Source organism: Mesorhizobium sp. M0185, from assembly GCF_040322175.1.
Lineage (GTDB): Bacteria > Pseudomonadota > Alphaproteobacteria > Rhizobiales > Rhizobiaceae > Mesorhizobium.
This window is the reverse complement of sequence record NZ_JAMYSY010000042.1, coordinates 1-26,812: the sequence shown is the minus strand read 5'-3', so window position 1 is coordinate 26,812 and position 26,812 is coordinate 1. Positions and strand designations below refer to the sequence as shown.

The window sequence follows — 26,812 nt, the reverse complement described above, 5'->3', positions numbered from 1 at the left end:
GATCTCAATAGCAGTTCCACCCGCTTCGGAATGCTTGGCCATCGCGCGCAGGTGTCACGCTCGTGCCGAATCCTGGGCATACCAGCTTGGCGAGTGGCCGGCGTGGTATCTCCATGAGCGAAATCGCGACATGCGCCGCTTATGGCGCGACCCGGTGACAGGAGAGATGGCATCGGAGTTGCATCCCGCCCCGCCGGGATCCAGCCTTTCCATCGGTCAGTGGGGCATTTGGGAGATGCACGTCTCCGGAATCGCCGGGAACTTCGTAATCGGGCGCGCCCCTCCTGCTGCTCCGGCGAACGGCAGCCTGGGCGTTCCCGCTGACGCCCTAACCGAAGGCGAGCTAAGAACAGTCGAACTCACGAAACACGAACGCAACGTTAAAGCTCGACGAGAGTGTATCAGGCACTTCGGCTACCGATGCCAAGCATGCGATCTCAGCTATGAGGATAGGTATGGTCCGATTGGCGCCGATCTCATCCACGTTCACCACCTAACGCCTCTCTCGGAGATTGGCGAAGCCTATCGGGTCGACCCGATCCGCGATCTGGTGCCGCTCTGCGCAAATTGTCATCACGTCGTGCATCGCCGAAACCCGCCGTATTCAATAGCCGAGCTGAGAAGTGTGATCACCGAGCAGGCAAAACGCACCTTGGCGTAGCCCGGACCTTGCAGCGACCAGCGAATATTCTTGAACAGAAGCAACACGATACCGATCTTACGGTCACACTGGAGTTACCCTGCATGGCTGATGATAGCGAACCCATCACCGTCGATGATTCCGAGGAGCCTACAACGCTGCCAACTAACGTTGGTGTTAGCCTCAGCGGCCCGTTTGAGAGCGAGGACAAAGCTCGCGAGTTTGCCTATCGAGTATTAGGGTCGATGAGGGTTCTCGGCAGATCGATGGACCTCAGCGGGGTCGATGGCGTTACCATTTCTGGGGACTACCATGAAGCTTTGACCGCCCTCGATCGCGGCATTGAAGGCCTCCGACCTTTGACGGCCTCCACCGACGAAGACGGCGTAATCGGCATAGCAATGGCACCAGCGGTTCTAAGAGACGGAAAGCTCAAAACCCACTTGGTCTTCCACGTCCACGCGATCCTCGGCCTTGCAGAACCTGAGTCCGAATTATTCCCGCTGGCTGTCCATACCCTTGCACACGAATGCGCTCATGCGATGCTGCATACAGCATTCGACAACCGATTTCCGAACGTGATTTTACGTGAAGGCGCATCGAACTACTTCGACCGTTTCCGACTAGAGGTCACCGATGCATGCTGGGAAGAATACGGCGCTACTCGGGCGAGCGCAGACTGGGGTACAGATCCGACGGACGGTTATGTCAGCACGTTCGTCAAGGCACTCTCGGAAACAGACCAATCAGCGAATGAATTCATTTTGTCCTATCGGACACACGGCGACATCGACCAAGTTCTTGCAGAGGTCCCGCCGCTATATGGCAACCTCATCAAATGGGCATCCTATCTGATTGGAACGATGCACGGCCTCGATAAGAAGATCGCCGATCTTCCCGAACTGGTCGAAGCACTCAACGGTCATTGGTTCTCCGAGTATTTCGAAAAGCTCGAAACCGCTTATAGGAAACTCTGGGAACGGCTTGGCGAATGGGATGAGCGGGCCGAATTCGATCCAATCGGAGACATCGCGATCGACGCTCTCGAAAGGGGCGGAATGAAGCTGATCAAGACCTCCCCTGACAACACCAAGGTCGAGATTCCTTTTCGAACATGGAACACCCCTATGGGCGGCCTGCTCAATCTAATGGGGCAGCTCTAGTCGGCCAGCGTCAAAACCTTTTCAGGGAGCGCATCCCCCGGCCGGGCATCCGGAACTCCTCGGCGAGGTGGAAGGCAAGCACACGTCGGGCCATGCGCCTCCTGCATACGGACACGGGACAGGATAGCAAGGCCTTCGCGACGCCAGTTCCGGAGGGCCTGACGGCGGTTGCAGGTGACTTCCTTGAATAGGCGCTGCCAGTCGTGCGGCTCGCGGGCGCGCAATTCGAAAAAGGTCTGAAGGGCGTGGTCTTCGGCAATGCGGGCGTCCAGTCCCAGCCATGGGCACCATGGGAGGCGGGGGCGGCGTACCAGACGGAAGGCTTTCCCGTCGACGAGCAGCGCGGCAAGTTGGCCGGGAAACCCGAGGCCGACGCAGGCGCTCCGGTTCTTCGAACAGCTCTATTGGGTTGAAAGTAAGCGCCAAGCTGACCCCATCTGGCGCGGCTTGAGGTGATGAGCGAGAGATAGTGACACTGAAGGAGCTGAGGAGCTTGCAGTGTCAATTTCTATGTCTGCGCCTATGCCTGATGATAGGAGCTTCCATATCCTTGAGGCGGTTGCGAACCGGCTGGACGCAAGTCCGCAGCGTCCGCGGCGGCGCTGGTCGGCGGAAGCGAAGGCACGGCTGGTTGAAGAGTCCCTGAAGCCAGGGGCGAACGTGTCGGCGATCGCGCGCCAGGCTGGACTGGCGAGCTCGCAGCTGTTCGGCTGGCGGCGCAAGGCGATCAAGAGCGGTGCGGTCAGGCGGCAGCGAGATGCGGCTCGGCTCGGCTTTGTCGAGGTCACGCCGACAGCGTCTGCGTCGGTGGAGATCGAGCTGGGTGGCGTGGTCATTCGCGCCGGTGCCGATATCAATGAGGAGCAGCTGGTGCGGATCATCCGGGCGGTTCGCCAGGCATGATCCCGGCCGGCGTGAAGGTGTTGGTCGCCAGTCATCCCGTCGATTTTAGAAAAGGTCCCGACGGCCTACTGGCACTGGTGCGCGATGCCGGCTCGGATCCGTTCAACGGCGCGCTTTATGTCTTCCGCGCCAAAAGAGCGGACAGGATCAAGATCGTCTGGTGGGACGGCAGCGGCGTGTGTCTTTATGCCAAGCGACTGGACGACGCGAAGTTCTGCTGGCCGCGGATCGGCCACCACCGGGTCCAGCTCAATCATGCTCAGCTCATGGCTCTGGTTGACGGAATGGACTGGAAACGGGTTCGGACTGAGACCGTCAGGCGGCCGCAATCGGCTGGGTAAAACCCTGCGGCATGATGAATCAGGGAGCTGAAAAAGCGGGAAAATTGCCCGCGAATATGCTCTGATTTTGGCCATGTCGGCACCCGAACTCGCGCTCCCGGACGACGTTGACGCGCTCAAGGCGATGGTTGTTGCCATGGCCGAAAAGGCCGCCCTTCTGGAGGAGCGCAACCTCCATCTCGAGTTGGTCAACAAGAGCGCTGATGAGCGGATCGCACGGCTGACCGCGGTGGTGAAGATGCTGGAGAGGGCGCGCTTCGGCAGCCGCTCCGAAAGGTTGCGGACCGGTGCGCTGAGCGAGGAGCAGTATGCGCTGGTCTTCGACGAGATCGAAACCGGCGTGGCGGCCATCGAAGCGCAGATGGAGAAGTCTGCGGGCGGCTCGAAAGCGAAGCGCGCTCCGCGTCCTCGTAAAGGCTTTGCGGCCCATCTCGAACGGGTCGAGGTGGTTATCGAGCCCGAAACGCCTGCTGGCTGCGAAGCGCTGGAAAAGATCCTGATCGGCGAGGACGTCTCCGAACGGCTCGATGTCACCCCGGCGAAGTTCCGGGTGATCGTCACGCGTCGCCCCAAATATGCCTACAAGGGCTGGGACGGCGTTATCCAGGCAGCCGCTCCCGCCCGCATCATCGAAAGCGGCATTCCGACCGAAGCGCTGCTGGCGCAGATCGCAGTGTCCAAATACGCCGATGGCCTGCCGCTCTACCGCCAGGAAGCGATTTATGCCCGCGATCAGGTCGAGATCGACCGGTCACAGATGGCGCAGTGGATGGGCAAGGTCGGCTTCGAGCTCGAGCCGCTCGCCGATTACGCACTGACCCGCATCAAGCAGGGTGAGCGGGTCTTTGCCGATGAGACCACCCTGCCAACGCTGGCCCCCGGATCGGGCAAGGCCAAGACGGCCTACCTCTGGACCTATCTGCGCGATGATCGGCCGTTCGGTGGCAGCGGACCGCCCATCGTCGCCTACCGCTTCGAAGACAGCCGTGCCGGCGAATGCGTCGCCCGCCATCTGGACGGCTATCGCGGCATCCTGCAGGTCGACGGATACGCCGCCTATAACCGGCTGGCCCGATCGGATCGGGGCAATGACGGCGTGACGCTGGCGGCGTGCTGGTCGCACGTGCGGCGCAAGTTCTACGAACTGCATGCCGCAGGCTCCTCCGTTATCGCCTCGCAGACGGTGGCGCAGATGGCCCCGCTGTGGGCCGCCGAGGAGGCCGTGCGCGGCCAGGACCCGGTACTTCGGATAGCTGCGCGTCAGGAGAAATCCGCCGTCGTCGTTGCCGCTCTCTTTGCGCTGTGGGAAAAGGAGCTGCCGAAGCTGTCGGGAAAATCGAAGCCCGCCGAGGCGATCCGCTATGCGCTCGGCCGGCGTGCCGCGCTCGAGTGCTTCCTTACCGACGGCCGCATCGAAATCGACTCCAACACCGTCGAGCGCGCCATCCGGCCACAGACAATTACCCGAAAGAACAGCCTCTTTGCCGGCAGCGACGGCGGCGGACGGACATGGGCCACCATCGCCACGCTGCTGACCACCGCCAAGATGAACCAGATCGATCCGCACGCCTGGCTCACCCAGACCCTCGAGCGTATCGCCAATGGCTGGCCAAACAGCGATATCGAGGCGCTCATGCCTTGGAACTACCAGCGCTGAACGGCATCAGCTACGCGCTTACGGTTGAAAGGCAGGCGCGGAACGAAATCCCCGATGACGGCGAAACGCGGGATGACTGCATTCGCCGCTTCCGCCAGCAACATAGTGTCCCCATCCTCCAGGCTCTCAAGGCATGGCTCGACGACATCGCCCCAAAAGTCTTGCCGGACAGCAAGCTCGGCGACGCCGTCTCCTACACCCTGAACCAATGGGGATATCTGACGCGTTACACCGAGGACGGCAGCATGCCGATCGACAATAATCTTCTCGAGCGTGACATCAGAATCTTTGCCACTGGCCGGAAAAGTTGGCTGTTCAGCGATACCGTCGACGGAGCCAGGGCCAGCGCCGTCATCTACAGCCTGATGTTGACCTGCCGCGCCTGTGGCGTCGAGCCGTTAGCGTGGCTGCGCCACGTCCTCACCGAGTTGCCTCAACGCGCTGTCGATACTGATATCGACGACCTGCTGCCCTTCAACTTCGCCAAAACCGCTGCGGACGCGTCCGTCTGAAAGCGATCAGCTGGTGCAAGGGCCGTCGACGTGCGGGGAAATGAGCGCTTACGATTGTACAGCGCCAGCGCTCGCGCCGCGCCATGTGTCTCTTGTCGAATGTCGACGGACCCCTTCGGGGATTGAATGCTGTGCCTGCTGTCCGATTACCCGCCATGCTCGCTTCGGCGGGCGCCGTCATGATGGCGGTGCAGGATGCGACCCGCACCATCGCCGCCGAGCAACTGGTGTTCTCCGGGCCGTTGCTGCTCGCCTGCCTCGCGGTTGCGGCGCCTGGGCGGCCGCGGTTCACCGCCGTCATTGTTCGCGCTGGTGCACAGTTTCGCCTCGCTCACCCATTGGGGCGGCCAGATTGTCTCCGGCGTGGCCATCAATTTCGTTGCTGCCGGCTCCGTGATCATTCTCGGCCAGGTTCCGGCAGGGCGCGCGCTGGGGTTCGTGGAAGCTATTCGAACTTTCTGGATCCCGCCTCAACCCGAATTGCTTGTGCTTGTTGGACAAATTAGGTCACTAGATTCGGATTTAGGATAGATTCAGGAGGCTTCGAATTTCTAACGCTCGCGACCTCGCAGGTCGTTCACGTCAGCACGAAGGCGTTTAACTCTACGTGTCGTATTGCAGCTATGCGCCTCATTCCGGTCGTTCACCCACCTTCCGGGAGTTCCTGACGGCGGACAGTCTGCTCATTAGCCGGACGCCAGCATTTGAATGCAGACGAGCTTGACATAGCCCGATAAGCTCGCGCGGATGCGCCGCCGCTCTAGAGACCTTGGCTCAGGTAATAAGGATCGCAACCAGATAGCATTCGCGCCCCAATGAGGTGGGGAAAAACAGGCCGCCGGCGGTGAACTCAACTAACTTGTCGTCGTTAAGTTGTGATTCCATACCTCCTAGTCTAAGCGATTGCCTTCGTGCAATATCTCAGCTCAAGCTCCTGAGCTAGTTTACATCAATCCAATGGACCTCTAATGAGTGCGCGCTTATCGACGGCCATTAGGATCGGGGAAGCCGCAAAGGCGATCTTTCGAAAAACTCAGAGCTTTCCAAGCCGAGAATTTGGAGAGCATGCAGACCTGAGCGAACGCCAACACGTCGGTGTTGAACCGATGCTTTTGGCGCTTTCTATGGAGCTGGCACTCAAAGCGTGGTTCGTCTTCGACCACGACGATCCAAGAGTTGTCAAATCGCACAACCTGATGAAGCTGTTTGATCGCCTAAAGCCCGAAAGCCAAGAGAAACTCGACGCGGAGTTCAAAAGGTCAGTGGTCCCGTATCATCCCAATGGTTTGTACATCGACTACAGCATTCGTCACATTCTGTATCAGCACCAAGATGCCTTCACCGACTGGCGCTACCTTCACGAGGCAAAGAAATCGATGATGTTCGATCAGGGTGCTTTTGAGACAACGCTCGAAATGGTGCTTCGTGAATTCGAGAAGAGATATCGGATTGAGCGGGTGAAGCCGCTTTGGCCATCCTGAATGTAGTCCGGATCGGAGGCCCCGATGCGGCCTTGAATGTTCGTTTCGAGCGGTAGCTTCGGGACAGGAGCTTTCCTTGCCCGAGGGAAGGGCTAACGACCGCAACGAGGCGGGTAGCGGCCTGGCGGCAACGCGCCTTATATCGGCCATTGCGGCGCAGTTTGGCTCCGCTCGAAAGCGGACTTAGGATTGGGCCACCCCGGTCGTTGACTCGAGGCAGATTTAGGTTGGCCATAAGAAAGCGGAAGCGCGGGGACTAGTCTTTCAACTTCCCGTCCCGTTACTGGATTTGGAGCTGTGCCGCATAGAGTTTTGTCTGGGGCTGAGGCGGGTGCATCTGCCCTCGTTGGCTAAGATACAGCCAACGAGGGTTCTGGATTGTCATGCCGATCTTTGTTCTTTTTATCAACTTGCGGTGTTTTCATGGCAGTTGCCCCAAGGCTGGCGACCATATCAACCTCCGGCAACAAAGCGCAATTCGGGAGTCTTGTCGCCGTGGTCAGCGAATTGGATGCGTCGGGCATAACGAGTGGTGGATCGAGGCTGGCTGACTTTCTCTCGATTGCTTTCATCCCTTTTTCCTCCGGAACGTGCCTTGCTTCGTCAAGCTCCCTTTGGGTAATCTATAAGCCACACAGGTCGACCTTGAGAGGAATATAACGTGCGAAAAGTTGAGACGGCGCTCAAGCTACTTTCGATGACGTCAGGCAAGGGTCCCGACTTTGCCGGACATTGGAAAAACGAGCTGGGTTCGAAGATGTTTCTTGCCGTTGCGGGGAACAAAGTGTCCGGCTCATATACGACCGCGAAAAGCGGGAGCGGGAAGTCCTTGACCGGAGACGTGGCCGGATTTGTAAATGGCGATCTAATCTCGTTTGTCGTCGCCTGGCCGGTAGCAGCGATAACTGCTTGGGTAGGGCAACTTACTACCGCTGCAGATGGTTCAGACGTTCTCGATACCCTTTGGCAGATGACGCAAAACGTTGCCGATGCCGAGGAACCCGAGGATATGTGGGCTTCAATCAACGCAGGTGCAGATCAATTCGTTCGGGAATAGCCGCTGTCAGCGGCCACACAGACGATAGCGACCCACCGGGAAAGCCGGCCGAATCTTTTGAACAATCGACGGTCCGAGCAGCACTTGCGGCCGACCTGTTTCGTCTGCTGCGCGGCCAGAGCAATCTGCCTTCGAATCGCTCGACCTTGCCCTTGCGGTTGAGCGCGACCTCCTCGGGGCTGATCTTTGCCAGGTTAAGGCCGAGAAGGTATGAGCGGACAGGCAGTAGTCGCAGCCGTTCACCTGGGCAACGGCCAATGCAATGCGCTCGCGGGTTTTCACGTCCAGTGCTCTGGTCTGCTTCGGTCCGCCGGTATTCGGCAAGATCGTCGGCCTCGCGTCGCTCGTCGGGGGACAGTTCGACCTCGCCGGCGCAGTCCGACGCGTCATCGATCTCACGCATATCGAGGTGGCCGCGGTTCCATCGGTCGTTCGCGATGTTGTCAGCCGCCTTCCAGAGCTAGGCACCTATGCTGCCGACCCTGCGTCCTGTCGAGACAGCGTAATACGCGCCTTCGACCGCTTCTGCGACGCTATCGTCGACATCGGCCGCAGGCAGTTTGACCATTTGGACTGGAGCATACGCTTCAGACGGCGAGGTAGTCACTCGCATGAAGCGCCTCGATCATGCCTAGTGCGTCCTTCGCCTCGGTTGCCTTCTGGGCTTTGGACAAGAAGGCCGACGCCTTGGCGACGGGATCTGATCCCGGGGTTCTTTCTCGTTCAACCTCGCCGTCCCCTTTTTGCGAACCAGCGGGTTGCCGGTCACCTACATACAGTAGTCTAAGGGCGAAACAGGGTCAGCGGGAACGCAGCGAATCAAGGCTTAGGTACCCATTTTGCGTAAAGGCTCTTCGAGGCCGTTGGAACCGTCTTGGCATCAACGAGAGCGACGAGCGAGCGGAACCGCTTCTCGCAGCCGCTGTTCGAGTTGATGCGACTTGCGACGAGGGTTGAGGCCTTCGGTAGATCCAGCATCAGCTTGACCTCGTTTGGCGAGAACGACTTGACCATCTCATTGTAGGATGGCGACGCCGCGTTCGAGACGCCGTATGAGTTGCCAGTCGCTGCCGTCACGACTGCCTCCACAAAAGTGGCCTGCGCTGTTTCCGGAACGCGGTTTTTCCGCGACAGCTTGAGGAGCCGATCGGCGAAGGGCGGCTCGTTGTGGAAGTTATCCCAGCCATTGTGCACACTTAAGAGCTTCCTACTCGCTGATGTGAAGATACTGTGAACCTCGGCTTCGCTCAGCAGCGACAACTGGCCCAGCGTCTCGAAGAACTGCAGCGAAGCCTTCTGACGGGCTTCGTCGCCTTTTGCCTTATAGTCCTGGTGTCGATCCACCAGCGCCGACCTGGTCCGGGGGCTAAGGTCGTTACTGAACGATTCGCAGATTGCGATGGCGTTTAGGCGGGCTTCCTCTCCCGACGCTGGGTCACAGTAGATGCCGTGTAACATGACGAAGATCAGCTCGCGCTGGGCCTCGAATGTTTCCTGGATACGGCGTTCCCATTCTTGTCGTTGATCCTTCTTGAACTTCGTTGCTTTCAGCGCGGCGAGCAGGGACTTTGTGTCCACCCCCTTAGGGTTGTGGGCGCTCGAGAGCGCATGCTTCTGGCAGCGGCTTAGGAAGCTCAGGAACTCGTCTTCATCGACCGTCCCCGCAGCTGGGTGTGCGATAGAGAAACTGTTGCGTGTGGCCCTGCACTGGTCGAGGAAGAAGAAGTCGTCGTCACCGATCAGGTTGAGCTTACGGCAGAGGTCGAGCAGCTCGGCGTCCTTGAGGTCGAGGAGCGTGTCCTCGTCAAAGGACTTGTCGTCGAGGATCTGAGGGACGACGTTGATGCCGAACCGTCGCACCTTGTCACGCAGTTCCACCACGGCCGCGTTCCAAACGTAGTTGATGGCTGCGTCGAACAGACCGCTGGCGACGGCGACACACATTTTGACGATCCGCTCATCGCGCAGGTGCGGAGGGATCTTCTTGATCAGGCGTGGGAGCTGGGACCAAGCATGGGCGATCTGGTCGTCCTCGGCGAGCACATTGCGGGGGACTCCCAACGCGGCGGTAAGTTGGGCTAGCATGGGCGAGGAGAGAGGGGTCACGTCGGGCAGTGTGACGGCGGGCAGGTCGGTCTTTGGCTTAACTAGGACGTTGCTCATACCTACTCCTTGCATCGACGAGACCATCTCGCCCCATCGGTAGTCTTTAGCCGAAACAGAGTGAGGTCAGCCGGCGCGTGCGGCCTTTGTGCGATTACGTCCACCTGCCGCTCTTTTAACACTACGCACGGAGACGGCTTTGGGAGCCACGACGTCGCCGAGCCGCTCTATACGGAGGGGCGCGCGCGAGGGAAGGCGAACGACGAGTTCGAGTTGCCCCCCGATCGCCTCGACGTAGCTTTTAAGAGTAGACAAGTACATGTCGGCTTGTTTCTCGATCTTCGAGACCGAAGGCTGCTTGATCTTGAGGACCGAAGCGATTTCGGCCTGGGCCTTTCCAGCGGCACGCCGCAAATCGCCGAGACTCTCGACCTCTCCCCTTAACTCTTCGAAACGCGCGTCGACCCGCTCCCGACGATCCTTGGGGAGCGCAGCGATTAGGTCGTCAAGCTTGCGTCCCATCACTTCTTCTCCTTCTTCGCCGCCGCCAAACGGTCGAGATGCCCTTGATAGCGCTTGTCCCCCTTGGCGATCAGACTTTTATAGAAGCTAGAAGCGCTTCTCACTCACGCCCGACTTATCGCCGGCGACGAGCAGGATCGCCTTCCGCTTCCGGTCGAATGCGAACGCAACCCGCCAGACACCATCATCAGCGTCGAAGCGAAGTTCTTTCATGTTCGCGAACGACGAGTCATTCAAGGTATCCGCATACGCTCGCCCCAGCTGGGGTCCGAACACACCGAGCAGCTTAGCCGAGGCCAATACCTCATCTTGGACTGTCTGGTGCAACGCCTCGAACTCCATCGAACTCATCGCCAAAAATGACTTCCCAAGTCATATATAGCTCCTAGGCTATGTGGTCAACATCATCAAGCTGACGAACGATAGTCTGCGGCCGAAACAAGGTACGCGCGGTCGACGATAATCCGGCCGCCGTTGACACGACTGGCAATTCGCGACCTGTCTGCGCTATCGAGCGGCATCGTCACCGGCGTTCTGACGGGCATGGCCGGCGCGTAGCTGTCGCTTGCCCAGAATGCCGGCTTGTTGTGAAGGATATGACGGCCAGCAAGGGTTGCCGCGCCGGCAGCGCTCACCGCCGCCAAATGGAAACTGGTGCCGGCGAGGTTCACGTGTCGGGCGGCGAAGGTCGCCATGGCCCGGAAGTGGAGCCGGCGAGCGCTTCCGCTGGTCCATGCAAGCGAAGGATCGCGCCGCGCCGTGCATGCGTTTGCATCTCTCGTCCCCCTGCGCTGCTGAGACCTCTCTACTGTCAGGCGGCCTAGGTTTCGCGCTTCGGGCCGAGCAGGAACACTGTCAGGGCGGCGATGAACGTGGCAACAGCACTGTAGGCAATGGCACTGGTAACCCCGGCATTGTCCACCAATAGTCCGCCGAAAATCGCGCCGGCTGCGATTGCCACTTGGAATGCTACGACCATCAGCACACCGGCGCTTTCGGCCTGCTCGGGAACGGCCCGCCGCACCATCCACGTCTGTAATCCCACCGGCACCGCGCCGAAGGCAAACCCCCATGCGGCAACCGCAATCGCCGAGGCGAAGGCCGATGCTCCCGCCGTCAGCAGCGAAACAGCGGCTATCGCTATGAGCAGCGGTGCAAGGGCCGCGACTGCCTTGAGACTGTACTCGGCCAGAAGCCCGCCGGCCAAATTGCCGAAGAATCCGCCGATGCCGAAACCAAGCAACACAAGCGAGATCGTCTCGACGTCCAGCGCGGGAATCTTCTCGAGGAAGGCGCGGATATAAGTGATTCCGGCGAAGTGGCCGGAAGCGACAAGCAGGACGACCACAATCGCGACCTTGACCATCGGAATCTTAGCCACATCCAGCAGGCTGCGGAAGCTAGCCACTCCAATCGGAGGCAGTCTCGGAATGGTTATGAGTTGCACCAGCAGTGTAGCCGCGCCGCCGACTGCGGCGAGCATGAAGGCGCTTCGCCATCCCCAGATATCGCCGACATAAGCGCCGATTGGAGCTGCGCAAACGGTAGCCACCGAAACGCCGGTGAGGATGATCGACATAGCGCGCGCCAGGAGGTGGCTTGGAACGAGCCGCATCGCCAGTGCTGCCGACATCGACCAGAAGCCTCCGAGCGCTATGCCGAGCACGACGCGTGCAGTCAGGAGAACCGCCAGCGACCACGCGCCGGCCGCCAGAACGTCCGCCAGGATCAGCAGCAGCGTCATCGCCCACATGACGATCCTGCGGTCCAGGCGCTTTGTGATGATGGCCACCGTCGGCGCCGAGATCGCCCCGACGATAGCGGTCGCCGTCATCGCCTGTCCAGCCGCTCCCTCGGTGATACCGAGATCATGTGCGAGCGGCGTGAGCAGGCTAACAGGCAGAAACTCTGCGGTCACCAGCCCGAAGGTGCCCAAGGAAAGCGAAATGACCGCACCCCATGCGGGACCAGACGGTGGGACGGGCTTTTCTGAGTCGTGCAGAACAGCGTCCACGACGCCTGCCGCGGATTGGGTCATGAACGAAGTCTCCACTTTGATGCAATGCAACGTGATGTTGGCTGCCTCGACCCAAATTTAAAAACACAAGCGCATTTCCCGGCGGCGTTGCACGGAGGAGGGGATGTTCATTGCTTCGCGATATTTTGTGACGGTGCGGCGTGCAACATCGATGCCGGTTTCCTTCAGCCGGACAGCGATGTCCTCATCGGAAAGCACGTCGCCGGGAGATTCTGCGGCAACCATCGCTTTGATCCGATGCCGGACAGCTTCGGCGGAGTGCGCATCGCCGCCTTGGCAGGACGCGATCGCGACGGTGAAAAAATACTTCAGTTCAAAGACTCCGCGCGGGGTAAGCATGTACTTGTTCGAGGTCACCCGGCTTACCGTCGACTCGTGCACGCCGATCGCGTCAGCGACGGTTCTAAGATTGAGAGGCCGCAGGTGGGCGACGCCATGTTCCAAAAAGGCATCCTGCTGACGCACGATTTCAGCCGCAACCTTAACAATGGTCTTGGCGCGCTGATCGAGGCTGCGGATTAGCCAGTTCGCATTTTGCAAGCATTCGTCGAGAAATGCTTGATCTTTCGAATTTTGGGCAGTTTGACGCGTGACTTCGGCATAGTAGCTTTGGTTGATCAGCAGCTTCGGCAGCGTGGCGGGATCAAGTTCGATCTGCCACCCGCCTTGCGGCGAGGGCGTGACCCAGACGTCGGGTATGATTGATTCAGACGCACCGGATTGGAATCGGTTCCCAGGCTTGGGATCGAGCGCCCGAATCTCATGCATCATGTCGAGAAGGTCTTCTTCATCGACGCCGCAATGCTGCTTCAGTGCCTCAAAATCGCGTCGCGCAAGCATTTCAAGATTGGCAACCAAAGCTGCCATTGCCGGGTCGAGCCGGTTTCGCTGGCGCAACTGGATCTCGAGGCATTCTCTGAGACTTCGCGCAAAAACTCCCGGTGGATCAAATTGCTGCAAGGTTCCGAGAACCCGTTCCACAACAGCCTCACGGACATTCAGGCTCTCGGCCAGCTCCAAAAGGTTTGCCCGAAGATAGCCAGTGTCTTCCAGATCGGCGGCAAGCTGGCCAGCGATCAGCCGCTCCTGTGGTGTGAACGCAGTGAGGGAGATCTGACGAGCGACGTGGTCGTGCAATGTTTCGGCGAGTGTGGCAAACTCGTCGAGGGAAGGGCCATTGCCCGGCGGGTTGTTGGTCGTGTTGCCAAGTGATTTCCATTGCCCGAGCCGTTCAGGCGACCCTGCCCCGGTCGGTCCTTCAACGGCGTTTGCGCCAGGGCCGATAGGTTGATCCGCTCCCGAAATCGAAACATCGCCAAAAGGCCCGCCATCGTTTGACGCAGATTCCAAGAGCGGGTTCTTCTCGATTTCCCGCTCCACGAACTGATGCAGTTCAGTATGCGCCAGTTGCAGCAGGCGAATCGACTCAATGAGTTGAGGCGATGCGACCATGGATTGCTTCTGGCGCTGAAGCAGGCTTGCTGAGGATTGCATGGTGAGCGCGATAATCCTGTCGAGGAGCCTCTTGGGGTGGGTAATGGCACGAGTGAGACGTTTTCTAGGTCATGCGGCGGCCTTCAGCGTTTCGAGAACGTTTTGCGGGGATGAGACGCCATAGGGGTCGGCCTCGCAGTTGTCGGAGAAACCTTCCTCCTCGAACCACTGCTCCACCACGCCATTGTTGATCAGGGCGGCGTAGCGCCAGGAGCGCATCCCGAAGCCGAGATTGTCCTTGGCGACCAGCATGCCCATTTTGCGTGTGAACTCGCCTGAGCCATCGGGGATGAGCTCGACCTGCTTCAGGCCCAAGGACTTCCCCCACGCATTCATGACGAAGGCGTCGTTGACTGAGAGGCAGTAAATCGCGTCAATTCCCTCCTTCTCAAACTCATCATAGAGCTCTTCGAACTGGGGCAATTGGTAGGTCGAGCAGGTCGGCGTGAAGGCGCCAGGCAGCGAGAACAGGATGACCCGCTTGCCGGCAAAGTAGTCGTCAGATGTCTTTTCTTGCCAGCGATATGGATTTGGCCCCTGGACTGACTTGTCGTGAACACGCGTGAGAAAGGTGACGAAGGGAACTTTCTTTTGAACTGTCATCAAGTTGCTCCTAAAGAAGAAAACTGGCGCTGAATTCTGGCAGAGGCTGGCGCAACACCGAGCAGAGGCTCGTTTGCCCGGCACGGAATGAGGACCTCGCGGCTCGCAACCTCCTTTTTCCCTGCCGACGTATGGGAACGTCTTGGCGGCTGGTCTTGGCCACCCGACCGCAATCGATCTGAGCGAGTTGGACACCGTCGAGCCGCTTGCTTTCCACGGCTATGGCGCCGGAAGCGGGATCGGTCACTCGCGATCGTGCGTTTGGAAAAGGGATAGCGGCCGGAAGTAGCCAATATCGCAAGCATGTGGGGGCCTGAAATGTCACTTCACGCAGGCTCGGGTCACTGGACTGGTTAAGCGTGTTGTCGATATGTGGCAGTGACCCGCCGGCCTTGGCTTCGGTGACCCTTTGACGGGGCTCTTGGGCACTCACATGCTGAACAGAACCGGTAAACGGCATTTGCGCGAGCGGCCCGTGTTGGCGTGCCGGCATCGGACCAGCCATGCGCAAAGCGGCCACCGAGAAGGGACTTCCGGAGGAGACGATGTCCCGCTGTTCAGCGGGAACGGGCACCGTCTCTTCAGGCCACGGCTTGGAGCTTCGCGTATCGGGCATGGCACAAGTCGCTTTCATCGTGATTTGATGGTGCTCTAACCAGGAGCAGCAAGCGGCGTGCCATTTGGAATAGAGGTGCTGTTGGACCGCCCCCTTCTTCTCGGAGGCCGTGTGTTGGACGATCGGGCGCGCGCTATAACGGCCTCGTCACACAGGCAACAACGATGCTGTATGGTTGCGGGTATTCGGCGCTTCAGCCCCGGCTGGACAAAGACGAACCGGAAGCCGAGCCGATGCACTACCTGAGGCTGGCGGGCACTCCAGTCATTGCGTAGCGTGTGCCGCTAGCGTTCTTGGGTGCGCAGGCACGGCTATCGCGAACACGCGCCTGTCCGCAGCAACCATGAGCGCGGGCTCTTGGGCAAGCGCCCTGGCGCCGTTACGATCGAATTCCCCAATCGTGTCTGTTTGCCGCCCTCTTATGTTCGAAACTGGACCAGAATGTCGCAAGCCCGACCTAAAGGTCGCCCGAGGCGCTCTGTCCGACACTGTTCTGTCGCCTTTGTTGGTCCGCGACGCCGGCCTATTTCGCCGAGCTCTTGTCCGTCCTCAGGACAAGCCGCCAAAAGCATCACTTTTTTCTTCGGTCGGCCAAATTGGCACGAGATTTGAAGCACCTTCGTTGCGGGCCGGGAGCCGCCGACCGACATGACACGAATGGAACGAAGAAAGAAAAGCAAAATGTCAAATCCGCGTCGGATAGCGTCTATGGGCAGGGGCCCCTCGGCGAAACCGCCCTTACCAAACAGCGCGCCGCCCTTGTCGACCCTTGCGGAAATCTTGGCCGGCGGCGAGTCAAAGGCCCACCACACCGACTTTATCCTGACCTCGAAGGTGCAGGATAACGTTCTGCATCTCGCCGCGCGATGTGCCTAGACAGTACACGTTGGCCGATCTTGATAATCAGGCCGGCCTTCGGAGGACGTCATCTGTATGCCTTAGGTCATTCGCTGCCGTAGCGCCTGCCGGTCACCTTCCGCCCTTCCATCGTTTAGAGAGTGAAGTGCCACCATGTCCGAACAACCCTTGCCGACGCTGCCGATGTGGCGCGTCGATCACATCGAGCCCTCGCCCGAGATGTTGGCGCTAGGCGCCAACGGTCCGATCCACCGCGTGCGCTTCCCGTCCGGGCACGAAGGCTGGTGGGTGACAGGCTATGACGAGGCCAAGGCGGTGCTGTCCGACGCGGCGTTCCGGCCCTCGGGAATGCCGCCGGCGGCATTCACCCCGGATTCGGTGATTCTCGGATCGCCGGGGTGGCTGGTCTCGCACGAGGGGGGCGAGCATGCCCGGTTACGCACGATCGTGGCGCCGGCCTTCAGCAACCGCAGGGTGAAGCTGCTCGAGCAGCAGGTCGAGGCGATCGCCGCGCAGTTGTTCGAGACACTGGCGGCCCAGCCCCAGCCCGCCGACCTGCGGCGCCACCTCTCCTTTCCGCTTCCGGCCATGGTCATCAGCGCGCTGATGGGCGTGCTCTATGAGGATCACGCCTTTTTCGCCGGGCTGTCCGACGAGGTGATGACGCACCAGCATGAAAGCGGCCCGCGCAGCGCGTCGCGCCTGGCCTGGGAAGAACTGCGCGCCTACATTCGCGGCAAGATGCGGGACAAGCGCCAGAATCCGGGCGACAACCTGCTGACGGATCTGCTCGCGGCGGTCGACCAGGGCAAGGCGACCGAGGAAGAGGCGATCGGCCTGGCGGCGGGCATGCTGGTGGCGGGGCACGAGAGCACCGTGGCGCAGATCGAATTCGGCCTGCTGGCCATGTTCCGCCATCCGCAACAGCGCGAACGCCTGGTGGGCGATCCATCCCTGGTGGACAAGGCGGTGGAGGAAATCCTGCGCATGTACCCGCCGGGCGCCGGCTGGGACGGCATCATGCGCTACCCGAGGACCGACGTGACCATCGCGGGCATGCATGTTCCCGCGGAGAGCAAGGTGCTGGTCGGCCTGCCGGCGACCTCGTTCGATCCGCGCCATTTCGACGACCCGGAAATCTTCGACATCGGACGTGACGAAAACCCGCACCTGGCGTTCTCCTACGGGCCGCACAACTGCATCGGCTTGGCGCTGGCTAGGCTGGAACTCAAGGCGGTGTTCGGTTCGATCTTCCAGCGCTTTCCCGCGCTGCGCCTGGCGGTGGCGCCCGAAGAACTGAAGTTGCGCAAGGAGATCATCACTGGCGGGTTCGAGGAGTTCCCGGTGCTCTGGTGATGCGCGGACGCCACCAGGAACGCGATGTTCTCCGAATTGCCGGCGCGCCTGCCGCGCGCCGGTCAGATCAGCTAGCCAACAGGTGACCAAGATGGACGTGCAAGAAGCCACGGCAGCATGCCCGGACGCCTTCGCCGAACTGGCGTCGCCAGCGTGCATTCAGGACCCGTACCCATTCATGCGGTGGTTGCGCGAGCACGATCCGGTACATCGCGCGGCGTCGGGCCTCTTCCTGTTGAGCCGCCACGCCGACATCTACTGGGCGCTCAAGGCCACGGGCGATGCTTTTCGGGGACCGGCGCCGGGCGAACTGGCGCGCTATTTCCCGCGTGCGGCGACCAGCCTGTCACTCAATCTGCTGGCGTCCACGCTAGCGATGAAGGATCCACCGACGCATACGCGTCTGCGCCGGCTGATCTCGCGCGATTTCACCATGCGCCAGATCGACAACCTGCGGCCGAGCATCGCGCGCATCGTCGCAGCGCGCCTGGACGGCATGGCGCCCGCGCTGGAGCGCGGGGAGGCGGTGGACCTGCATCGGGAATTCGCGCTGGCCTTGCCCATGCTGGTTTTCGGCGAACTGTTCGGCATGCCCCCGGACGACATTCTCGGGCTCGTCACCGGCATCAGCGCCATTCTGGAAGGCCTGAGCCCGCACGCCAGCGATCCCCAACTCGCTGCGGGGGACGCGGCCAGCGCCAGGGTGCAGGCCTACTTCGGCGACCTCATACAGCGCAAGCGCACCGATTCCCGCCACGACATCGTGTCAATGCTGGTCGGCGCACACGACGACGATGCCGAGATGCTGTCGGATGCGGAATTGATCAGCATGCTCTGGGGCATGCTGCTGGGCGGCTTCGCCACCACTGCCGCGGCCATCGGCCATGCGGTCCTGGCGATGCTGGCGTATCCCGAACAGCGGCACTGGCTGAAGGGAGATGCCGTGGGGGTGAAGGCATTCGTCGAAGAAGCCCTGCGCTACGACGCGCCCGCCATGTTCAGCTCCATTCCGCGTATCGCCCAGCGCGACATCGAACTGGGCGGCGTGGTGATCCCGAAGAACGCGGACGTGCGCGTGCTGATCGCGGCCGGCAATCGCGACCCGGACGCCTTCGCCGATCCCGACCGCTTCGATCCCGTGCGGTTCTACGGCACAAGTCCTGGCATGTCGATCGACGGGAAGATCATGCTGACCTTCGGCCACGGCATCCACTTCTGCCTTGGTGCGCAGCTGGCCCGGGTGCAGTTGGCCGAAAGCCTGCCGCGGATCCAGGCGCGCTTCCCCACGCTGGCATTGGCCGAGCAGCCGACCCGGGAGCCCTCCGCGTTCCTTAGGACGTTCCGCGCGCTGCCGGTGCGGCTGCATGGGCAGGAGGGCTGAGATGCGCGTCCTGGTCGATCAGGATCTGTGCGGAACTACCGGGCAGTGCGTGCTGACGCTGCCGGGCACCTTTCGCCAGCGCGAACCGGACGGCGTGGCCGAAGTGTGCGTGGCGACGGTCCCGCAGGCGCTGCACGCCGCCGTGCGGCTTGCGGCCAACCAGTGCCCGGTCGCCGCCATTCGAGTCATCGAAAGCGACGCTGGCCATGACGAGTGCGCCAGCGCCGACCCTGCGCCTTCTCCGGCGCAGGCCAAGCGGCATGCTGCGAAAGACCAATGCAGTTCAGGAGACACGATGGGACGGTTTGAAGGCAAAGTGGCCGTGGTGACCGGCGCCGGCGCCGGCATTGGCAAGGCATGCGCTCTCGCCATCGCGCGCGGGGGCGGCAGAGTGGTGGTGGCCGACATTGATGGCTCGGCGGCCATCGCCTGCACCGCGCAGATCGCGGCCGAAGCAGGCCACGCGCTGCCCATAGCCATGGATATCGCCGATGAGCAGGCGGTGGCAGCGCTGTTCGAGAGGGCGGAGCGGCACTTCGGGGGGGTCGACCTGCTGGTGAACAATGCGAGCGCCATGCATCTGACCCCGCGCGACCGCGCGATCCTCGACCTGGACCTGGCGGTCTGGGACCAGACCATGGCGACCAATCTGCGCGGCACGCTGCTCTGCTGCCGGCAGGCCATCCCACGGATGATCGCCCGTGGCGGTGGCGCGATCGTCAACATGTCGTCGTGTCAGGGGCTCAGCGGTGATACCGCGCAGACGTCCTACGCCGCCTCGAAGGCGGCGATGAACATGCTGTCGGCCTCGCTCGCCACCCAGTACGGTCACTCGCAGATCCGCTGCAACGCGGTTGCGCCGGGTCTTATCATGACCGAGCGTCTCCTTGGCAAGCTGGACGAGTGCATGCAACGGCATCTGCGCCGGCACCAGCTCCTGCCGCGCGTCGGCCGTCCCGAGGACGTGGCCGCGCTCGTGGCGTTCCTGCTCTCCGACGATGCTGCGTTCATGACCGGCCAGGTCGTGTGCATCGATGGCGGCATGCTGGCGCATGTGCCGACATACGCCGACGGAGGCAACAGCTGCGCCGCGCGCCCTGCCGGCGACACCGAATCGGCGGCGGCGGCGCGCTGCTGATGGACATACTACTCAACCCCCTCAACCGTCGGCACCGGCTGCGATGCGACATCCCGGTCATGCCTGGCGCTTTCCCCCTCGTCGGGCATCTTCCCGCCATTGTCTGCGACCTGCCGCGCCTGCTGCAGCGCGCAGAACGGACGCTGGGCAGCCACTTCTGGCTGGATTTCGGCCCTGCCGGACATCTGATGACCTGTGTGGATCCGGACGCATTCTCACTGCTCAAGCACAAGGACGTGTCCTCGGCGCTGATCGAAGAGATCGCGCCCGAATTGCTTGGCGGAACGTTGGTTGCCCTGGACGGCGGCGCGCACCGGCAGGCGCGCGATGCCATCAAGGCAGCGTTCTTGCCCAAGGGGCTGACCCAGGCCGGGATCGGCGACCTGTTCGCGCCCGTCATCCAGGCGCGGGTGCAGGCGTGGCGCGCCCGCGGCGAGGTAACGATCCTGCGCGAAACCGGCGACCTGATGCTCAAGCTCATCTTCAGCCTCATGGGAATCCCCGCGCAGGACCTGCCGGGATGGCATCGCAAATACCGGCAACTGCTGCAGTTGATCGTCGCGCCCCCGGTCGACCTGCCCGGACTGCCCTTGCGGCGAGGCCGCGCCGCCCGCGACTGGATCGACGCGCAGTTGCGCCAGTTCGTCCACGACGCGCGCGCGCATGCCGCGCGCACCGGGTTGATCAACGACATGGTGAGCGCCTTCGACCGCAGCGACGATGCGCTTTCCGATGACGTCCTGGTCGCCAATATCCGCTTGCTGCTGCTTGCCGGTCACGACACCACTGCCTCGACGATGGCCTGGATGGTGATCGAACTGGCGCGGCAGCCTGTGCTGTGGGACGCCCTGGTCGAGGAGGCGCAACGCGTGGGCGCGGTGCCGACCCGGCACGCGGACCTGGCGGAGTGTCCCGTCGCCGAGGCGCTGTTCCGCGAGACGCTGCGCCTGCATCCGGCGACCACGCTCCTGCCGCGTCGCGCCCTGCAGGAATTGCAACTCGGCCAACGGCGCATTCCCGCGGGCACCCATCTGTGCATCCCGCTGCTGCATTTCTCGACCTCGGCGCTGCTGCACGAGGCGCCTGATCAGTTCCGCCTGGCGCGGTGGCTGCAACGCACGGAGCCGATCCGGCCGGTGGACATGCTGCAGTTCGGTACCGGCCCACACGTCTGCATCGGCTACCACCTGGTATGGCTGGAAATGGTGCAGTTCTGCATCGCCTTGGCGCTGATCATGCACAAGGCCGGGGTGCGGCCGCGGTTGCTGAGCGGCGTCGAAAAAGGCCGGCGCTATTACCCGACCGCACATCCGTCCATGGCAATCCGCATAGGCTTCTCATGAGCTGGCATCGCATGCCCCGTGTGGCGAGGCAGCGGCGCCGGCGAGGCGCGGCATTGCTGCACTCAGCGCACGCGCTCGGTGCGACGCCGGCAACACCGCTGCGGCTTGGCGCTCGCTGTGGCCATCTCGTGTCAGGTACAAGGACATGAAAAACATGCAGACCGGTTCCACGCTACACGACGACCGAACTGGCGTTTCCGCGCTCGGCGGATTGGGCGCGCAGGCGCGCGGCGCATCCGGCAGGCTGCTGCCGGAGATCTGGATGCACGACGGCGCAAAGCGGGTCGAACAGGCGCTGGCGCGTCTTCTCTGCGCCGAAGACGACGGTGAGACCGAGCTGATGGCGGCGATGCGCTACGCCACCTTGCATGGCGGGAAGCGCACCCGCGCCTTGCTCTGTCTGGCTGCCGGCGCACTGGCCGACACGCCGGCGCACATGCTCGACGACGTCGGCGCCGCCATCGAGATGATGCACGCCTGTACTCTGGTCCACGATGACCTGCCCGCGATGGACGACGACGTGCTTCGCCGCGGCCTTCCGACCGTGCACGTCAAGTTCGGCGAAGCCACTGCGATCCTGGTCGGCGATGCGCTGCAGGCGCACGCCTTCCTGACCCTGGCGAGCCTGGATGCGCCGGGCGACAACCGTATCGCGCTCGTGCGCGAACTGGCGCAGGCCGTGTCCGCCGAGGGTGCCGCAGGCGGGCAGGCCATGGATCTGTCGCTGGTCGGAAAGCACGCCGAGCTGGACAGGATCGTGGCGATGCACCGGATGAAGAGCGGAGCGCTAGTGCGCGCGTCCGTTCGCATGGGCGCGCTATGCTCCATCGCGGAGGATGCCGCGCACGCTGCGCTGTACTGTGCGCTTGATCGGTACACCGCCTGTTTCGGCCTGGCGTTGCAGGTGATCGACGACATTCTCGACGCGACAGCGGATACCGCGACGCTGGGCAAGACCCCCGGCAAGGACGCGGCGGCGCAGAAGCCGACCTGCGCGTCGATTATGGGGCTGCAGCCAGCGCGCCAGTTCGCGCTGGATTTGTTGCGCGACGCCGGGGAAGCCATCGCCCCGCTGGGGCCGCGTGCGGAACGGTTGGCGCAGATACTGCAGCGGGCCAACGGGTATCTGTTCAAGCACGCGCCATGCGCATGAGCACGCCCGTCCACATGGAGTCGCCCCTGTGCCACTGCGATCGGCCGGCGGCAGCGGTGCATGCTGCACTGTGCCCGAGTCCGCGGCGTCTGCCGATCCTGGTTCTTGTCAACCGTCTGCAGAAGGAACATCCCGCGTGAACGCGCTGTCCGAACAGATCCTTTCCGAATTGCGCCACCTGCTGAGCGAGATGAGCGACGGCGGCAGCGTCGGTCCGTCCGTCTACGACACGGCGCGAGCTCTCCAGTTCCACGGCAACGCCACCGGTCGGCAGGACGCGTTCGCGTGGCTCATCGCGCAGCAACAGGCCGATGGCGGATGGGGAAGTGCGGAGTTCCCGCTGTTCCGCCATGCGCCCACGTGGGCGGCGTTGCTGGCATTGCAGCGTGCCGATGCTCTTCCCGGCGCTGCCGACGCAGTCCAGGCTGCAACCCGGTTCCTCGAGCGCCAGCCCGATCCCTACGCGCATGCGGTGCCGGAAGACGCGCCGATCGGCGCGGAGCTGATCCTGCCGCAGTTGTGCGGCGAGGCCGTATCCTTGCTGGGCGGCGTGGCGTTTCCGCGTCACCCGGCGCTGTTGCCGTTGCGGCAAGCGTGCCTGGTCAAGCTGGGGGCGGTGGGGACGTTGCCGAGCGGCCATCCGTTGCTGCACTCCTGGGAAGCCTGGGGGACGTCGCCGACCACCTCATGCCCGGATGACGACGGCAGCATCGGCATCAGTCCGGCGGCCACCGCCGCGTGGCGTGCGCACGCCGTGACACAGGGGAACACGCCGCATGTCGGGCGCGCCGACGCGTATCTGCAGGCGGCATCGCGGGCGACGCGCAGCGGCATCGAAGGTGTCGTTCCCAACGTCTGGCCGATCAATGTATTCGAGCCATGCTGGTCGCTGTACACCCTGCATCTGGCCGGTCTGTTCGCGCATCCCGCGCTCGCCGAGGCGGTGCAAGTGATCGTCGCGCAGCTCGACGCCCGCCTGGGCGTGCGCGGTCTGGGCCCGGCCTTGCACTTCGCGGCCGATGCGGACGACACCGCCGTTGCGATGTGCGTCCTGCGCCTTGCAGGCCGCGACCCGGCGGCCGATGCGTTGCGCCATTTCGAAATCGGCGAGCTGTTCGTCACCTTCCCCGGCGAGCGCAATGCCTCGGTGTCGACCAACATCCACGCCCTGCATGCGTTGCGAATGTTGGGAAAGCCCGCGGCCGGCACCAGCGTCTACGTCGAGGCCAATCGCAACCCGCACGGTCTATGGGACAACGAAAAATGGCACGTTTCGTGGCTGTATCCCACCGCGCATGCGGTCGCTGCGCTGGCGCAAGGCAAGCCCCAGTGGCGCGACGAGCGCGCGCTGGCGGCGCTGCTGCAGGCGCAGCGCGGCGACGGCGGCTGGGGCGCCGGTCGCGCGTCCACATTCGAGGAAACCGCCTATGCGCTGTTCGCGTTGCACGTGATGGACGGGAGCGAAGAGCCGACAGGGCGCCAACGCATCGCGCAGGCGGTGGCGCGTGCGCTGGAGTGGATGCTCGCCCGCCATGCGGCGCATGCATTGCCGCAGACGCCGCTGTGGATCGGCAAGGAACTGTATTGCCCCACCCGGGTGGTGCGCGTGGCCGAACTCGCCGGGTTGTGGCTGGCGCTTCGTTGGGGGCGGCGCGTCTCGGCCGAGGGAGCAGGAGCGGCGCCATGATCCGGACCGAACGCGCGCTGCAGCAGGTGCTGGAGTGGGGGCGTTCCCTGACCGGGTTCGCCCACGAGCATGCCGTGGAAGCGGTCAGGGGCGGCCAGCACATCCTGCAGCGCATCCACCCGAGCCTGCGCCACACCAGCGCCCGCACCGGCCGCGATCCGCAGGACGAAACGCTGATCGTGGCGTTCTATCGCGAACTGGCTCTGCTGTTCTGGCTCGACGATTGCAACGACCTTGGCCTGATCGCGCCGGAGCAGCTCGCCGCGGTGGAGCAGGCGCTGGGGCAGGGCGTGCCGTGCGCGCTCCCCGGATTCGATGGCTGCGCTGTGCTGCGCGCTTCGCTGGCTGCGCTCGCCTACGATCCTCGCGACTATGCTCAGCTTCTCGACGATACCCGGTGCTACTGCGCGGCGCTGCGCGCCGGACACGCGCAGGCGGCAGGGGCGGAACGCTGGTCCTACGCCGAGTACCTGCACAACGGCATCGATTCGATCGCCTACACGAACGTGTTCTGTTGCCTGTCGTTGCTGTGGGGACTGGACATGGCGACCTTGCGCGCGCGTCCGGCGTTTCGCCAGGTCCTGCGGCTCATCTCCGCGATAGGGCGCTTGCAGAACGATCTGCATGGACGCGAAAAGGACAGGTCGGCCGGCGAGGCCGACAACGCGGCGATCCTGCTGCTGCAGCGCTATCCGGCTATGCCTGTGGTGGAGTTCCTCAACGATGAGCTGGCCGGCCATACGCGCATGCTGCACCGGGTGATGGCGGAAGAACACTTTCCCGCGCCGTGGGGACCGTTGATCGAGGCCATGGCGGCCATCCGCGCGCAGTACTACCAGACCTCGACCAGCCGCTACCGCAGCGACGCTGCGGGGGGAGGCCAGCGTGCGCCGGCCTGAACGCACGGGAGGCGGCGGCGTGCGCGCGCTGCCGTCGGTCCGATCCGACGCAACGCCGTCGCCCGATGCGACGGATGGAGCGAGCATGAGCGACACCGCCCTGAGCCGGCGCAAGGACGACCATCTGGACATCGTGCTGGATCGGCGAACGGCGTCGGCCACGGTCGCCGCCGGCTGGGAGTACATCCGTTTCGAACACTGCGCATTGCCCGAGTTGGACCTGACGCAGATCGACCTGCGCGCCTCGCTGCTGGGCAAGACCATGCGCGCGCCGCTGCTGATCAGCTCCATGACCGGCGGCATGCCACGCGCCGAGGCCATCAACCGGCATCTGAGCGAGGCAGCGCAAGCCTTGGGGATCGCCATGTGCGTCGGTTCGCAGCGCGTGAGCCTGCAATCCCGCAACTCCCAGGGGCTGACGCGCGCGCTGCGCCGCCAGGCCCCAGACATTCCCTTGCTGGCCAATATCGGCGCCGCGCAACTGCGCGAGGCCGACGGCCTGGACCTGGCGCGCCGGGCGGTGGAAGCGCTGGAGGCCGATGGACTCATCCTCCATCTCAATCCGCTGCAGGAAGCGGTACAGCCGGAGGGCGACCGCGACTGGCGCGGTGTCCTGGCGCAGATCGCTCGCGCCGCGCGCGGCGTGGGCGTGCCGATCGTGGCCAAGGAAGTGGGGTCGGGCCTGTCCGCCTCGGTGGCCTGTGCGCTCGTCGAGGCGGGCGTGGCGGTGATCGATGTCGCCGGCGCCGGCGGCACCAGTTGGGCCGCGGTGGAGGGCGAGCGCGCCCGCGATGCCGCCGACCGTGCAGTGGCGATGGCGTTCGCCGATTGGGGGATTCCGACCCCGGCCAGCGTGCAGGCGGTACGTCGGGCGCTGCCAAAGGTGAAGCTGATCGCGTCGGGCGGGATCCGCGACGGCGTCGACGTGGCCAAGGCCATCCGCCTGGGCGCGGACATCGCCGGGCAGGCGGCCGGCGTGCTGCGCGCGGCTACGGTATCCACCGAGGCGGTTGTCGCGCATTTCGAGATCGTCATCCGCCAGTTGGCCGTCGCCTGCTTCTGCACCGGCTCGGCTGATCTGGCGGCGTTGCGTCAGGCGCGCTTGTTGCCCTCGGCACATCTGCCCGCCGGTTGATGCCGGCATCGCCCGCACGTGGCGGCGGGCCTTAGAACTGGAGAAGCGAAAAAGTGCATTACGACATCATCATCATCGGCGGAGCCATCGTCGGCTCCTCGGTCGCCTATTATCTGCGCGAGGAAGGGTTTTCAGGCTCGATCGCGCTGATCGAGCGCGACCCCGCAATTTTCCCATGCGGCGACGACGCTGTCCTGCGCTTCGATCCGCCAGCAGTTTTCGATCCCCGAGAACATCCGCCTGTCGCAGTTCACGCTGAAACTGTTCCGGCGGCTCAGGGAAGAGTTTGGCGCGGATGCCGCGAAGGCGGCTATCTCATCCTTGCCGGCGAAAACGGGCTGCCGATCCTGCGGGCCAACCACGAGGCGCAGATGGCCGAGGGCGCCGACATCGTGCTCGAGGATGCCGAGGCGCTCGTCCGCCGCTTTCCATGGCTGTCGGTCGAGGGCATTTCCGCCGGCGCCTATGGCCGCAGCGGCGAAGGCTGGTTCGACGCGCATGCGATGCTGATGCTGTTCCGCAAGGCACTGCGAAGCAAGAACATCGATTTCATCACGGCGTCGGTGACCGGTATCGAACGGCAGGGGAAGCGCGTCGCCGGTGTGACCCTCGACAATGGCGAGCGGCTCGAGGCCGGCACCGTCGTCAACGCCGCCGGGCCGAATGCCGGCAAGGTGGCAGCAATGGCCGGGCTGGCGCTGCCGGTGGAGCCGCGCAAGCGCAATGTCTTCG

Annotated in this window: 25 protein-coding genes and 4 pseudogenes; 20 read left to right on the top strand and 9 right to left on the bottom strand. The window is 63.0% G+C overall.

Features of this window, described 5'->3' with window-relative positions:
* Nucleotides 1–130: 130 nt before the first annotated feature.
* From NKJ20_RS25925 to NKJ20_RS25885, 9 genes and pseudogenes are all read left to right on the top strand, one after another.
* Nucleotides 131–661, top strand: a complete 531-nt coding sequence (locus tag NKJ20_RS25925; protein ID WP_352747995.1) for an HNH endonuclease — start codon at nucleotides 131–133, stop codon at nucleotides 659–661.
* 83 nt (nucleotides 662–744) lie between these two features.
* On the top strand, nucleotides 745–1,803 hold the full coding sequence (locus tag NKJ20_RS25920; protein ID WP_352747993.1) for a hypothetical protein: 1,059 nt from the start codon (nucleotides 745–747) through the stop codon (nucleotides 1,801–1,803).
* 203 nt (nucleotides 1,804–2,006) lie between these two features.
* A complete protein-coding gene (locus tag NKJ20_RS25915) occupies nucleotides 2,007–2,216 on the top strand; it encodes a hypothetical protein (RefSeq protein ID WP_352747992.1) in 210 nt (69 codons plus the stop codon).
* 109 nt (nucleotides 2,217–2,325) lie between these two features.
* A complete protein-coding gene (locus NKJ20_RS25910; protein WP_352671857.1) occupies nucleotides 2,326–2,706 on the top strand; it encodes a transposase in 381 nt (126 codons plus the stop codon).
* Nucleotides 2,703–3,047, top strand: coding sequence for an IS66 family insertion sequence element accessory protein TnpB (gene tnpB, locus NKJ20_RS25905; RefSeq protein ID WP_287281401.1), 345 nt, complete (start codon nucleotides 2,703–2,705; stop codon nucleotides 3,045–3,047). Before NKJ20_RS25910 ends, tnpB begins: the two co-directional genes overlap by 4 nt.
* Before the next feature lie 73 nt (nucleotides 3,048–3,120).
* On the top strand, nucleotides 3,121–4,704 hold the full coding sequence (gene tnpC, locus NKJ20_RS25900) for an IS66 family transposase (RefSeq protein WP_352747989.1): 1,584 nt from the start codon (nucleotides 3,121–3,123) through the stop codon (nucleotides 4,702–4,704).
* Nucleotides 4,705–4,727: 23 nt separating this feature from the next.
* Nucleotides 4,728–5,216: pseudogene (locus NKJ20_RS25895) on the top strand (IS66 family transposase); the annotation flags it as partial.
* 303 nt (nucleotides 5,217–5,519) lie between these two features.
* Nucleotides 5,520–5,627: pseudogene (locus NKJ20_RS25890) on the top strand (ABC transporter permease); the annotation flags it as partial.
* A gap of 557 nt (nucleotides 5,628–6,184) precedes the next feature.
* Entirely contained in the window at nucleotides 6,185–6,697 is a 513-nt protein-coding gene (locus NKJ20_RS25885) for a hypothetical protein (RefSeq protein ID WP_352747986.1), read from the top strand.
* A gap of 350 nt (nucleotides 6,698–7,047) precedes the next feature.
* Here the strand turns inward: NKJ20_RS25885 and NKJ20_RS25880 are convergent, their stop codons facing one another.
* Nucleotides 7,048–7,269, bottom strand: a complete 222-nt coding sequence (locus NKJ20_RS25880; protein ID WP_352747983.1) for a hypothetical protein — start codon at nucleotides 7,267–7,269, stop codon at nucleotides 7,048–7,050.
* 89 nt (nucleotides 7,270–7,358) lie between these two features.
* Between NKJ20_RS25880 and NKJ20_RS25875 the strand changes: the two genes are divergently transcribed.
* Complete coding sequence (locus tag NKJ20_RS25875) at nucleotides 7,359–7,754, top strand: avidin/streptavidin family protein (RefSeq protein ID WP_352747980.1); 396 nt, start codon at nucleotides 7,359–7,361, stop codon at nucleotides 7,752–7,754.
* A 6-nt stretch (nucleotides 7,755–7,760) separates the two neighbouring features.
* On the opposite strand, the gene NKJ20_RS34195 is transcribed toward NKJ20_RS25875, so the two are convergent.
* The 8 genes from NKJ20_RS34195 to NKJ20_RS25835 all read right to left on the bottom strand — a co-directional run bounded on the left by NKJ20_RS34195 (nucleotide 7,761) and on the right by NKJ20_RS25835 (nucleotide 14,514).
* Complete coding sequence (locus NKJ20_RS34195) at nucleotides 7,761–8,144, bottom strand: carboxymuconolactone decarboxylase family protein (protein WP_502902831.1); 384 nt, start codon at nucleotides 8,142–8,144, stop codon at nucleotides 7,761–7,763.
* Nucleotides 8,145–8,573: 429 nt separating this feature from the next.
* Nucleotides 8,574–9,917 (bottom strand): hypothetical protein, encoded by a 1,344-nt coding sequence (locus tag NKJ20_RS25865; protein WP_352747977.1) that lies wholly within the window; start codon nucleotides 9,915–9,917, stop codon nucleotides 8,574–8,576.
* A 66-nt stretch (nucleotides 9,918–9,983) separates the two neighbouring features.
* Nucleotides 9,984–10,379, bottom strand: coding sequence for an XRE family transcriptional regulator (locus NKJ20_RS25860; protein WP_352747975.1), 396 nt, complete (start codon nucleotides 10,377–10,379; stop codon nucleotides 9,984–9,986).
* A gap of 87 nt (nucleotides 10,380–10,466) precedes the next feature.
* Nucleotides 10,467–10,730 (bottom strand): type II toxin-antitoxin system RelE/ParE family toxin, encoded by a 264-nt coding sequence (locus NKJ20_RS25855; RefSeq protein WP_352748035.1) that lies wholly within the window; start codon nucleotides 10,728–10,730, stop codon nucleotides 10,467–10,469.
* A gap of 56 nt (nucleotides 10,731–10,786) precedes the next feature.
* Nucleotides 10,787–11,074 carry a hypothetical protein gene (locus tag NKJ20_RS25850; RefSeq protein WP_352747973.1) on the bottom strand — a complete coding sequence of 96 codons (288 nt, stop codon included), beginning with the start codon at nucleotides 11,072–11,074 and terminating at the stop codon, nucleotides 10,787–10,789.
* 125 nt (nucleotides 11,075–11,199) lie between these two features.
* The gene (locus tag NKJ20_RS25845; protein WP_352747970.1) at nucleotides 11,200–12,417 is read right to left on the bottom strand and encodes an MFS transporter; all 1,218 of its coding nucleotides are present in this window, start codon (nucleotides 12,415–12,417) and stop codon (nucleotides 11,200–11,202) included.
* Nucleotides 12,418–12,474: 57 nt separating this feature from the next.
* The gene (rpoN, locus tag NKJ20_RS25840) at nucleotides 12,475–13,911 is read right to left on the bottom strand and encodes an RNA polymerase factor sigma-54 (RefSeq protein WP_352747967.1); all 1,437 of its coding nucleotides are present in this window, start codon (nucleotides 13,909–13,911) and stop codon (nucleotides 12,475–12,477) included.
* 69 nt (nucleotides 13,912–13,980) lie between these two features.
* Nucleotides 13,981–14,514 carry a peroxiredoxin gene (locus tag NKJ20_RS25835; protein ID WP_352747964.1) on the bottom strand — a complete coding sequence of 178 codons (534 nt, stop codon included), beginning with the start codon at nucleotides 14,512–14,514 and terminating at the stop codon, nucleotides 13,981–13,983.
* Between the two features lie 1,627 nt (nucleotides 14,515–16,141).
* On the opposite strand from NKJ20_RS25835, the gene NKJ20_RS25830 reads away from it, so the two are divergent.
* The 10 genes and pseudogenes from NKJ20_RS25830 to NKJ20_RS25785 all read left to right on the top strand — a co-directional run.
* The gene (locus tag NKJ20_RS25830; RefSeq protein ID WP_352747962.1) at nucleotides 16,142–17,344 is read left to right on the top strand and encodes a cytochrome P450; all 1,203 of its coding nucleotides are present in this window, start codon (nucleotides 16,142–16,144) and stop codon (nucleotides 17,342–17,344) included.
* A 91-nt stretch (nucleotides 17,345–17,435) separates the two neighbouring features.
* Nucleotides 17,436–18,725: a cytochrome P450 gene (locus NKJ20_RS25825; protein ID WP_352747960.1), complete on the top strand. Its 1,290-nt coding sequence runs from the start codon at nucleotides 17,436–17,438 to the stop codon at nucleotides 18,723–18,725.
* A pseudogene (locus NKJ20_RS25820) lies at nucleotides 18,709–18,852 on the top strand (ferredoxin); the annotation flags it as partial. The gene NKJ20_RS25825 and the pseudogene NKJ20_RS25820, both read left to right, overlap by 17 nt.
* Nucleotides 18,853–19,020: 168 nt before the next feature.
* Complete coding sequence (locus tag NKJ20_RS25815) at nucleotides 19,021–19,863, top strand: SDR family oxidoreductase (RefSeq protein ID WP_352748032.1); 843 nt, start codon at nucleotides 19,021–19,023, stop codon at nucleotides 19,861–19,863.
* Nucleotides 19,863–21,206 (top strand): cytochrome P450, encoded by a 1,344-nt coding sequence (locus tag NKJ20_RS25810; RefSeq protein ID WP_352747958.1) that lies wholly within the window; start codon nucleotides 19,863–19,865, stop codon nucleotides 21,204–21,206. The genes NKJ20_RS25815 and NKJ20_RS25810 overlap by 1 nt, the downstream gene beginning before the upstream one ends.
* Nucleotides 21,207–21,360: 154 nt before the next feature.
* Nucleotides 21,361–22,359 carry a polyprenyl synthetase family protein gene (locus tag NKJ20_RS25805; protein WP_352748029.1) on the top strand — a complete coding sequence of 333 codons (999 nt, stop codon included), beginning with the start codon at nucleotides 21,361–21,363 and terminating at the stop codon, nucleotides 22,357–22,359.
* 136 nt (nucleotides 22,360–22,495) lie between these two features.
* Complete coding sequence (locus NKJ20_RS25800) at nucleotides 22,496–24,046, top strand: hypothetical protein (RefSeq protein WP_352747955.1); 1,551 nt, start codon at nucleotides 22,496–22,498, stop codon at nucleotides 24,044–24,046.
* Complete coding sequence (locus NKJ20_RS25795) at nucleotides 24,043–24,945, top strand: terpene synthase family protein (RefSeq protein WP_352747953.1); 903 nt, start codon at nucleotides 24,043–24,045, stop codon at nucleotides 24,943–24,945. Before NKJ20_RS25800 ends, NKJ20_RS25795 begins: the two co-directional genes overlap by 4 nt.
* A gap of 85 nt (nucleotides 24,946–25,030) precedes the next feature.
* Nucleotides 25,031–26,080: a type 2 isopentenyl-diphosphate Delta-isomerase gene (fni, locus tag NKJ20_RS25790; protein ID WP_352747951.1), complete on the top strand. Its 1,050-nt coding sequence runs from the start codon at nucleotides 25,031–25,033 to the stop codon at nucleotides 26,078–26,080.
* A 53-nt stretch (nucleotides 26,081–26,133) separates the two neighbouring features.
* Nucleotides 26,134–26,812, top strand: a pseudogene (locus NKJ20_RS25785) (NAD(P)/FAD-dependent oxidoreductase); the annotation flags it as partial.

Excerpts from the sequence above, each read along its gene's own strand:
- NKJ20_RS25880 (WP_352747983.1), bottom strand. The coding sequence starts at position 7,269 with ATGAAAGCAATCGAGAGAAAGTCAGCCAGCCTCGATCCACCACTCGTT.
- NKJ20_RS34195 (WP_502902831.1), bottom strand. The coding sequence starts at position 8,144 with ATGACGCGTCGGACTGCGCCGGCGAGGTCGAACTGTCCCCCGACGAGC.
- tnpC (WP_352747989.1), top strand. The coding sequence starts at position 3,121 with ATGTCGGCACCCGAACTCGCGCTCCCGGACGACGTTGACGCGCTCAAG.
- rpoN (WP_352747967.1), bottom strand. The coding sequence starts at position 13,911 with ATGCAATCCTCAGCAAGCCTGCTTCAGCGCCAGAAGCAATCCATGGTC.
- NKJ20_RS25805 (WP_352748029.1), top strand. The coding sequence starts at position 21,361 with ATGCAGACCGGTTCCACGCTACACGACGACCGAACTGGCGTTTCCGCG.
- NKJ20_RS25835 (WP_352747964.1), bottom strand. The coding sequence starts at position 14,514 with ATGACAGTTCAAAAGAAAGTTCCCTTCGTCACCTTTCTCACGCGTGTT.
- NKJ20_RS25825 (WP_352747960.1), top strand. The coding sequence starts at position 17,436 with ATGGACGTGCAAGAAGCCACGGCAGCATGCCCGGACGCCTTCGCCGAA.
- NKJ20_RS25845 (WP_352747970.1), bottom strand. The coding sequence starts at position 12,417 with ATGACCCAATCCGCGGCAGGCGTCGTGGACGCTGTTCTGCACGACTCA.
- NKJ20_RS25920 (WP_352747993.1), top strand. The coding sequence starts at position 745 with ATGGCTGATGATAGCGAACCCATCACCGTCGATGATTCCGAGGAGCCT.
- NKJ20_RS25865 (WP_352747977.1), bottom strand. The coding sequence starts at position 9,917 with ATGAGCAACGTCCTAGTTAAGCCAAAGACCGACCTGCCCGCCGTCACA.
- NKJ20_RS25910 (WP_352671857.1), top strand. The coding sequence starts at position 2,326 with ATGCCTGATGATAGGAGCTTCCATATCCTTGAGGCGGTTGCGAACCGG.
- NKJ20_RS25885 (WP_352747986.1), top strand. The coding sequence starts at position 6,185 with ATGAGTGCGCGCTTATCGACGGCCATTAGGATCGGGGAAGCCGCAAAG.
- NKJ20_RS25815 (WP_352748032.1), top strand. The coding sequence starts at position 19,021 with ATGGGACGGTTTGAAGGCAAAGTGGCCGTGGTGACCGGCGCCGGCGCC.
- NKJ20_RS25810 (WP_352747958.1), top strand. The coding sequence starts at position 19,863 with ATGGACATACTACTCAACCCCCTCAACCGTCGGCACCGGCTGCGATGC.
- fni (WP_352747951.1), top strand. The coding sequence starts at position 25,031 with ATGAGCGACACCGCCCTGAGCCGGCGCAAGGACGACCATCTGGACATC.
- NKJ20_RS25855 (WP_352748035.1), bottom strand. The coding sequence starts at position 10,730 with ATGAGTTCGATGGAGTTCGAGGCGTTGCACCAGACAGTCCAAGATGAG.
- tnpB (WP_287281401.1), top strand. The coding sequence starts at position 2,703 with ATGATCCCGGCCGGCGTGAAGGTGTTGGTCGCCAGTCATCCCGTCGAT.
- NKJ20_RS25860 (WP_352747975.1), bottom strand. The coding sequence starts at position 10,379 with ATGGGACGCAAGCTTGACGACCTAATCGCTGCGCTCCCCAAGGATCGT.
- NKJ20_RS25795 (WP_352747953.1), top strand. The coding sequence starts at position 24,043 with ATGATCCGGACCGAACGCGCGCTGCAGCAGGTGCTGGAGTGGGGGCGT.
- NKJ20_RS25850 (WP_352747973.1), bottom strand. The coding sequence starts at position 11,074 with ATGGCGACCTTCGCCGCCCGACACGTGAACCTCGCCGGCACCAGTTTC.
- NKJ20_RS25830 (WP_352747962.1), top strand. The coding sequence starts at position 16,142 with ATGTCCGAACAACCCTTGCCGACGCTGCCGATGTGGCGCGTCGATCAC.
- NKJ20_RS25925 (WP_352747995.1), top strand. The coding sequence starts at position 131 with ATGCGCCGCTTATGGCGCGACCCGGTGACAGGAGAGATGGCATCGGAG.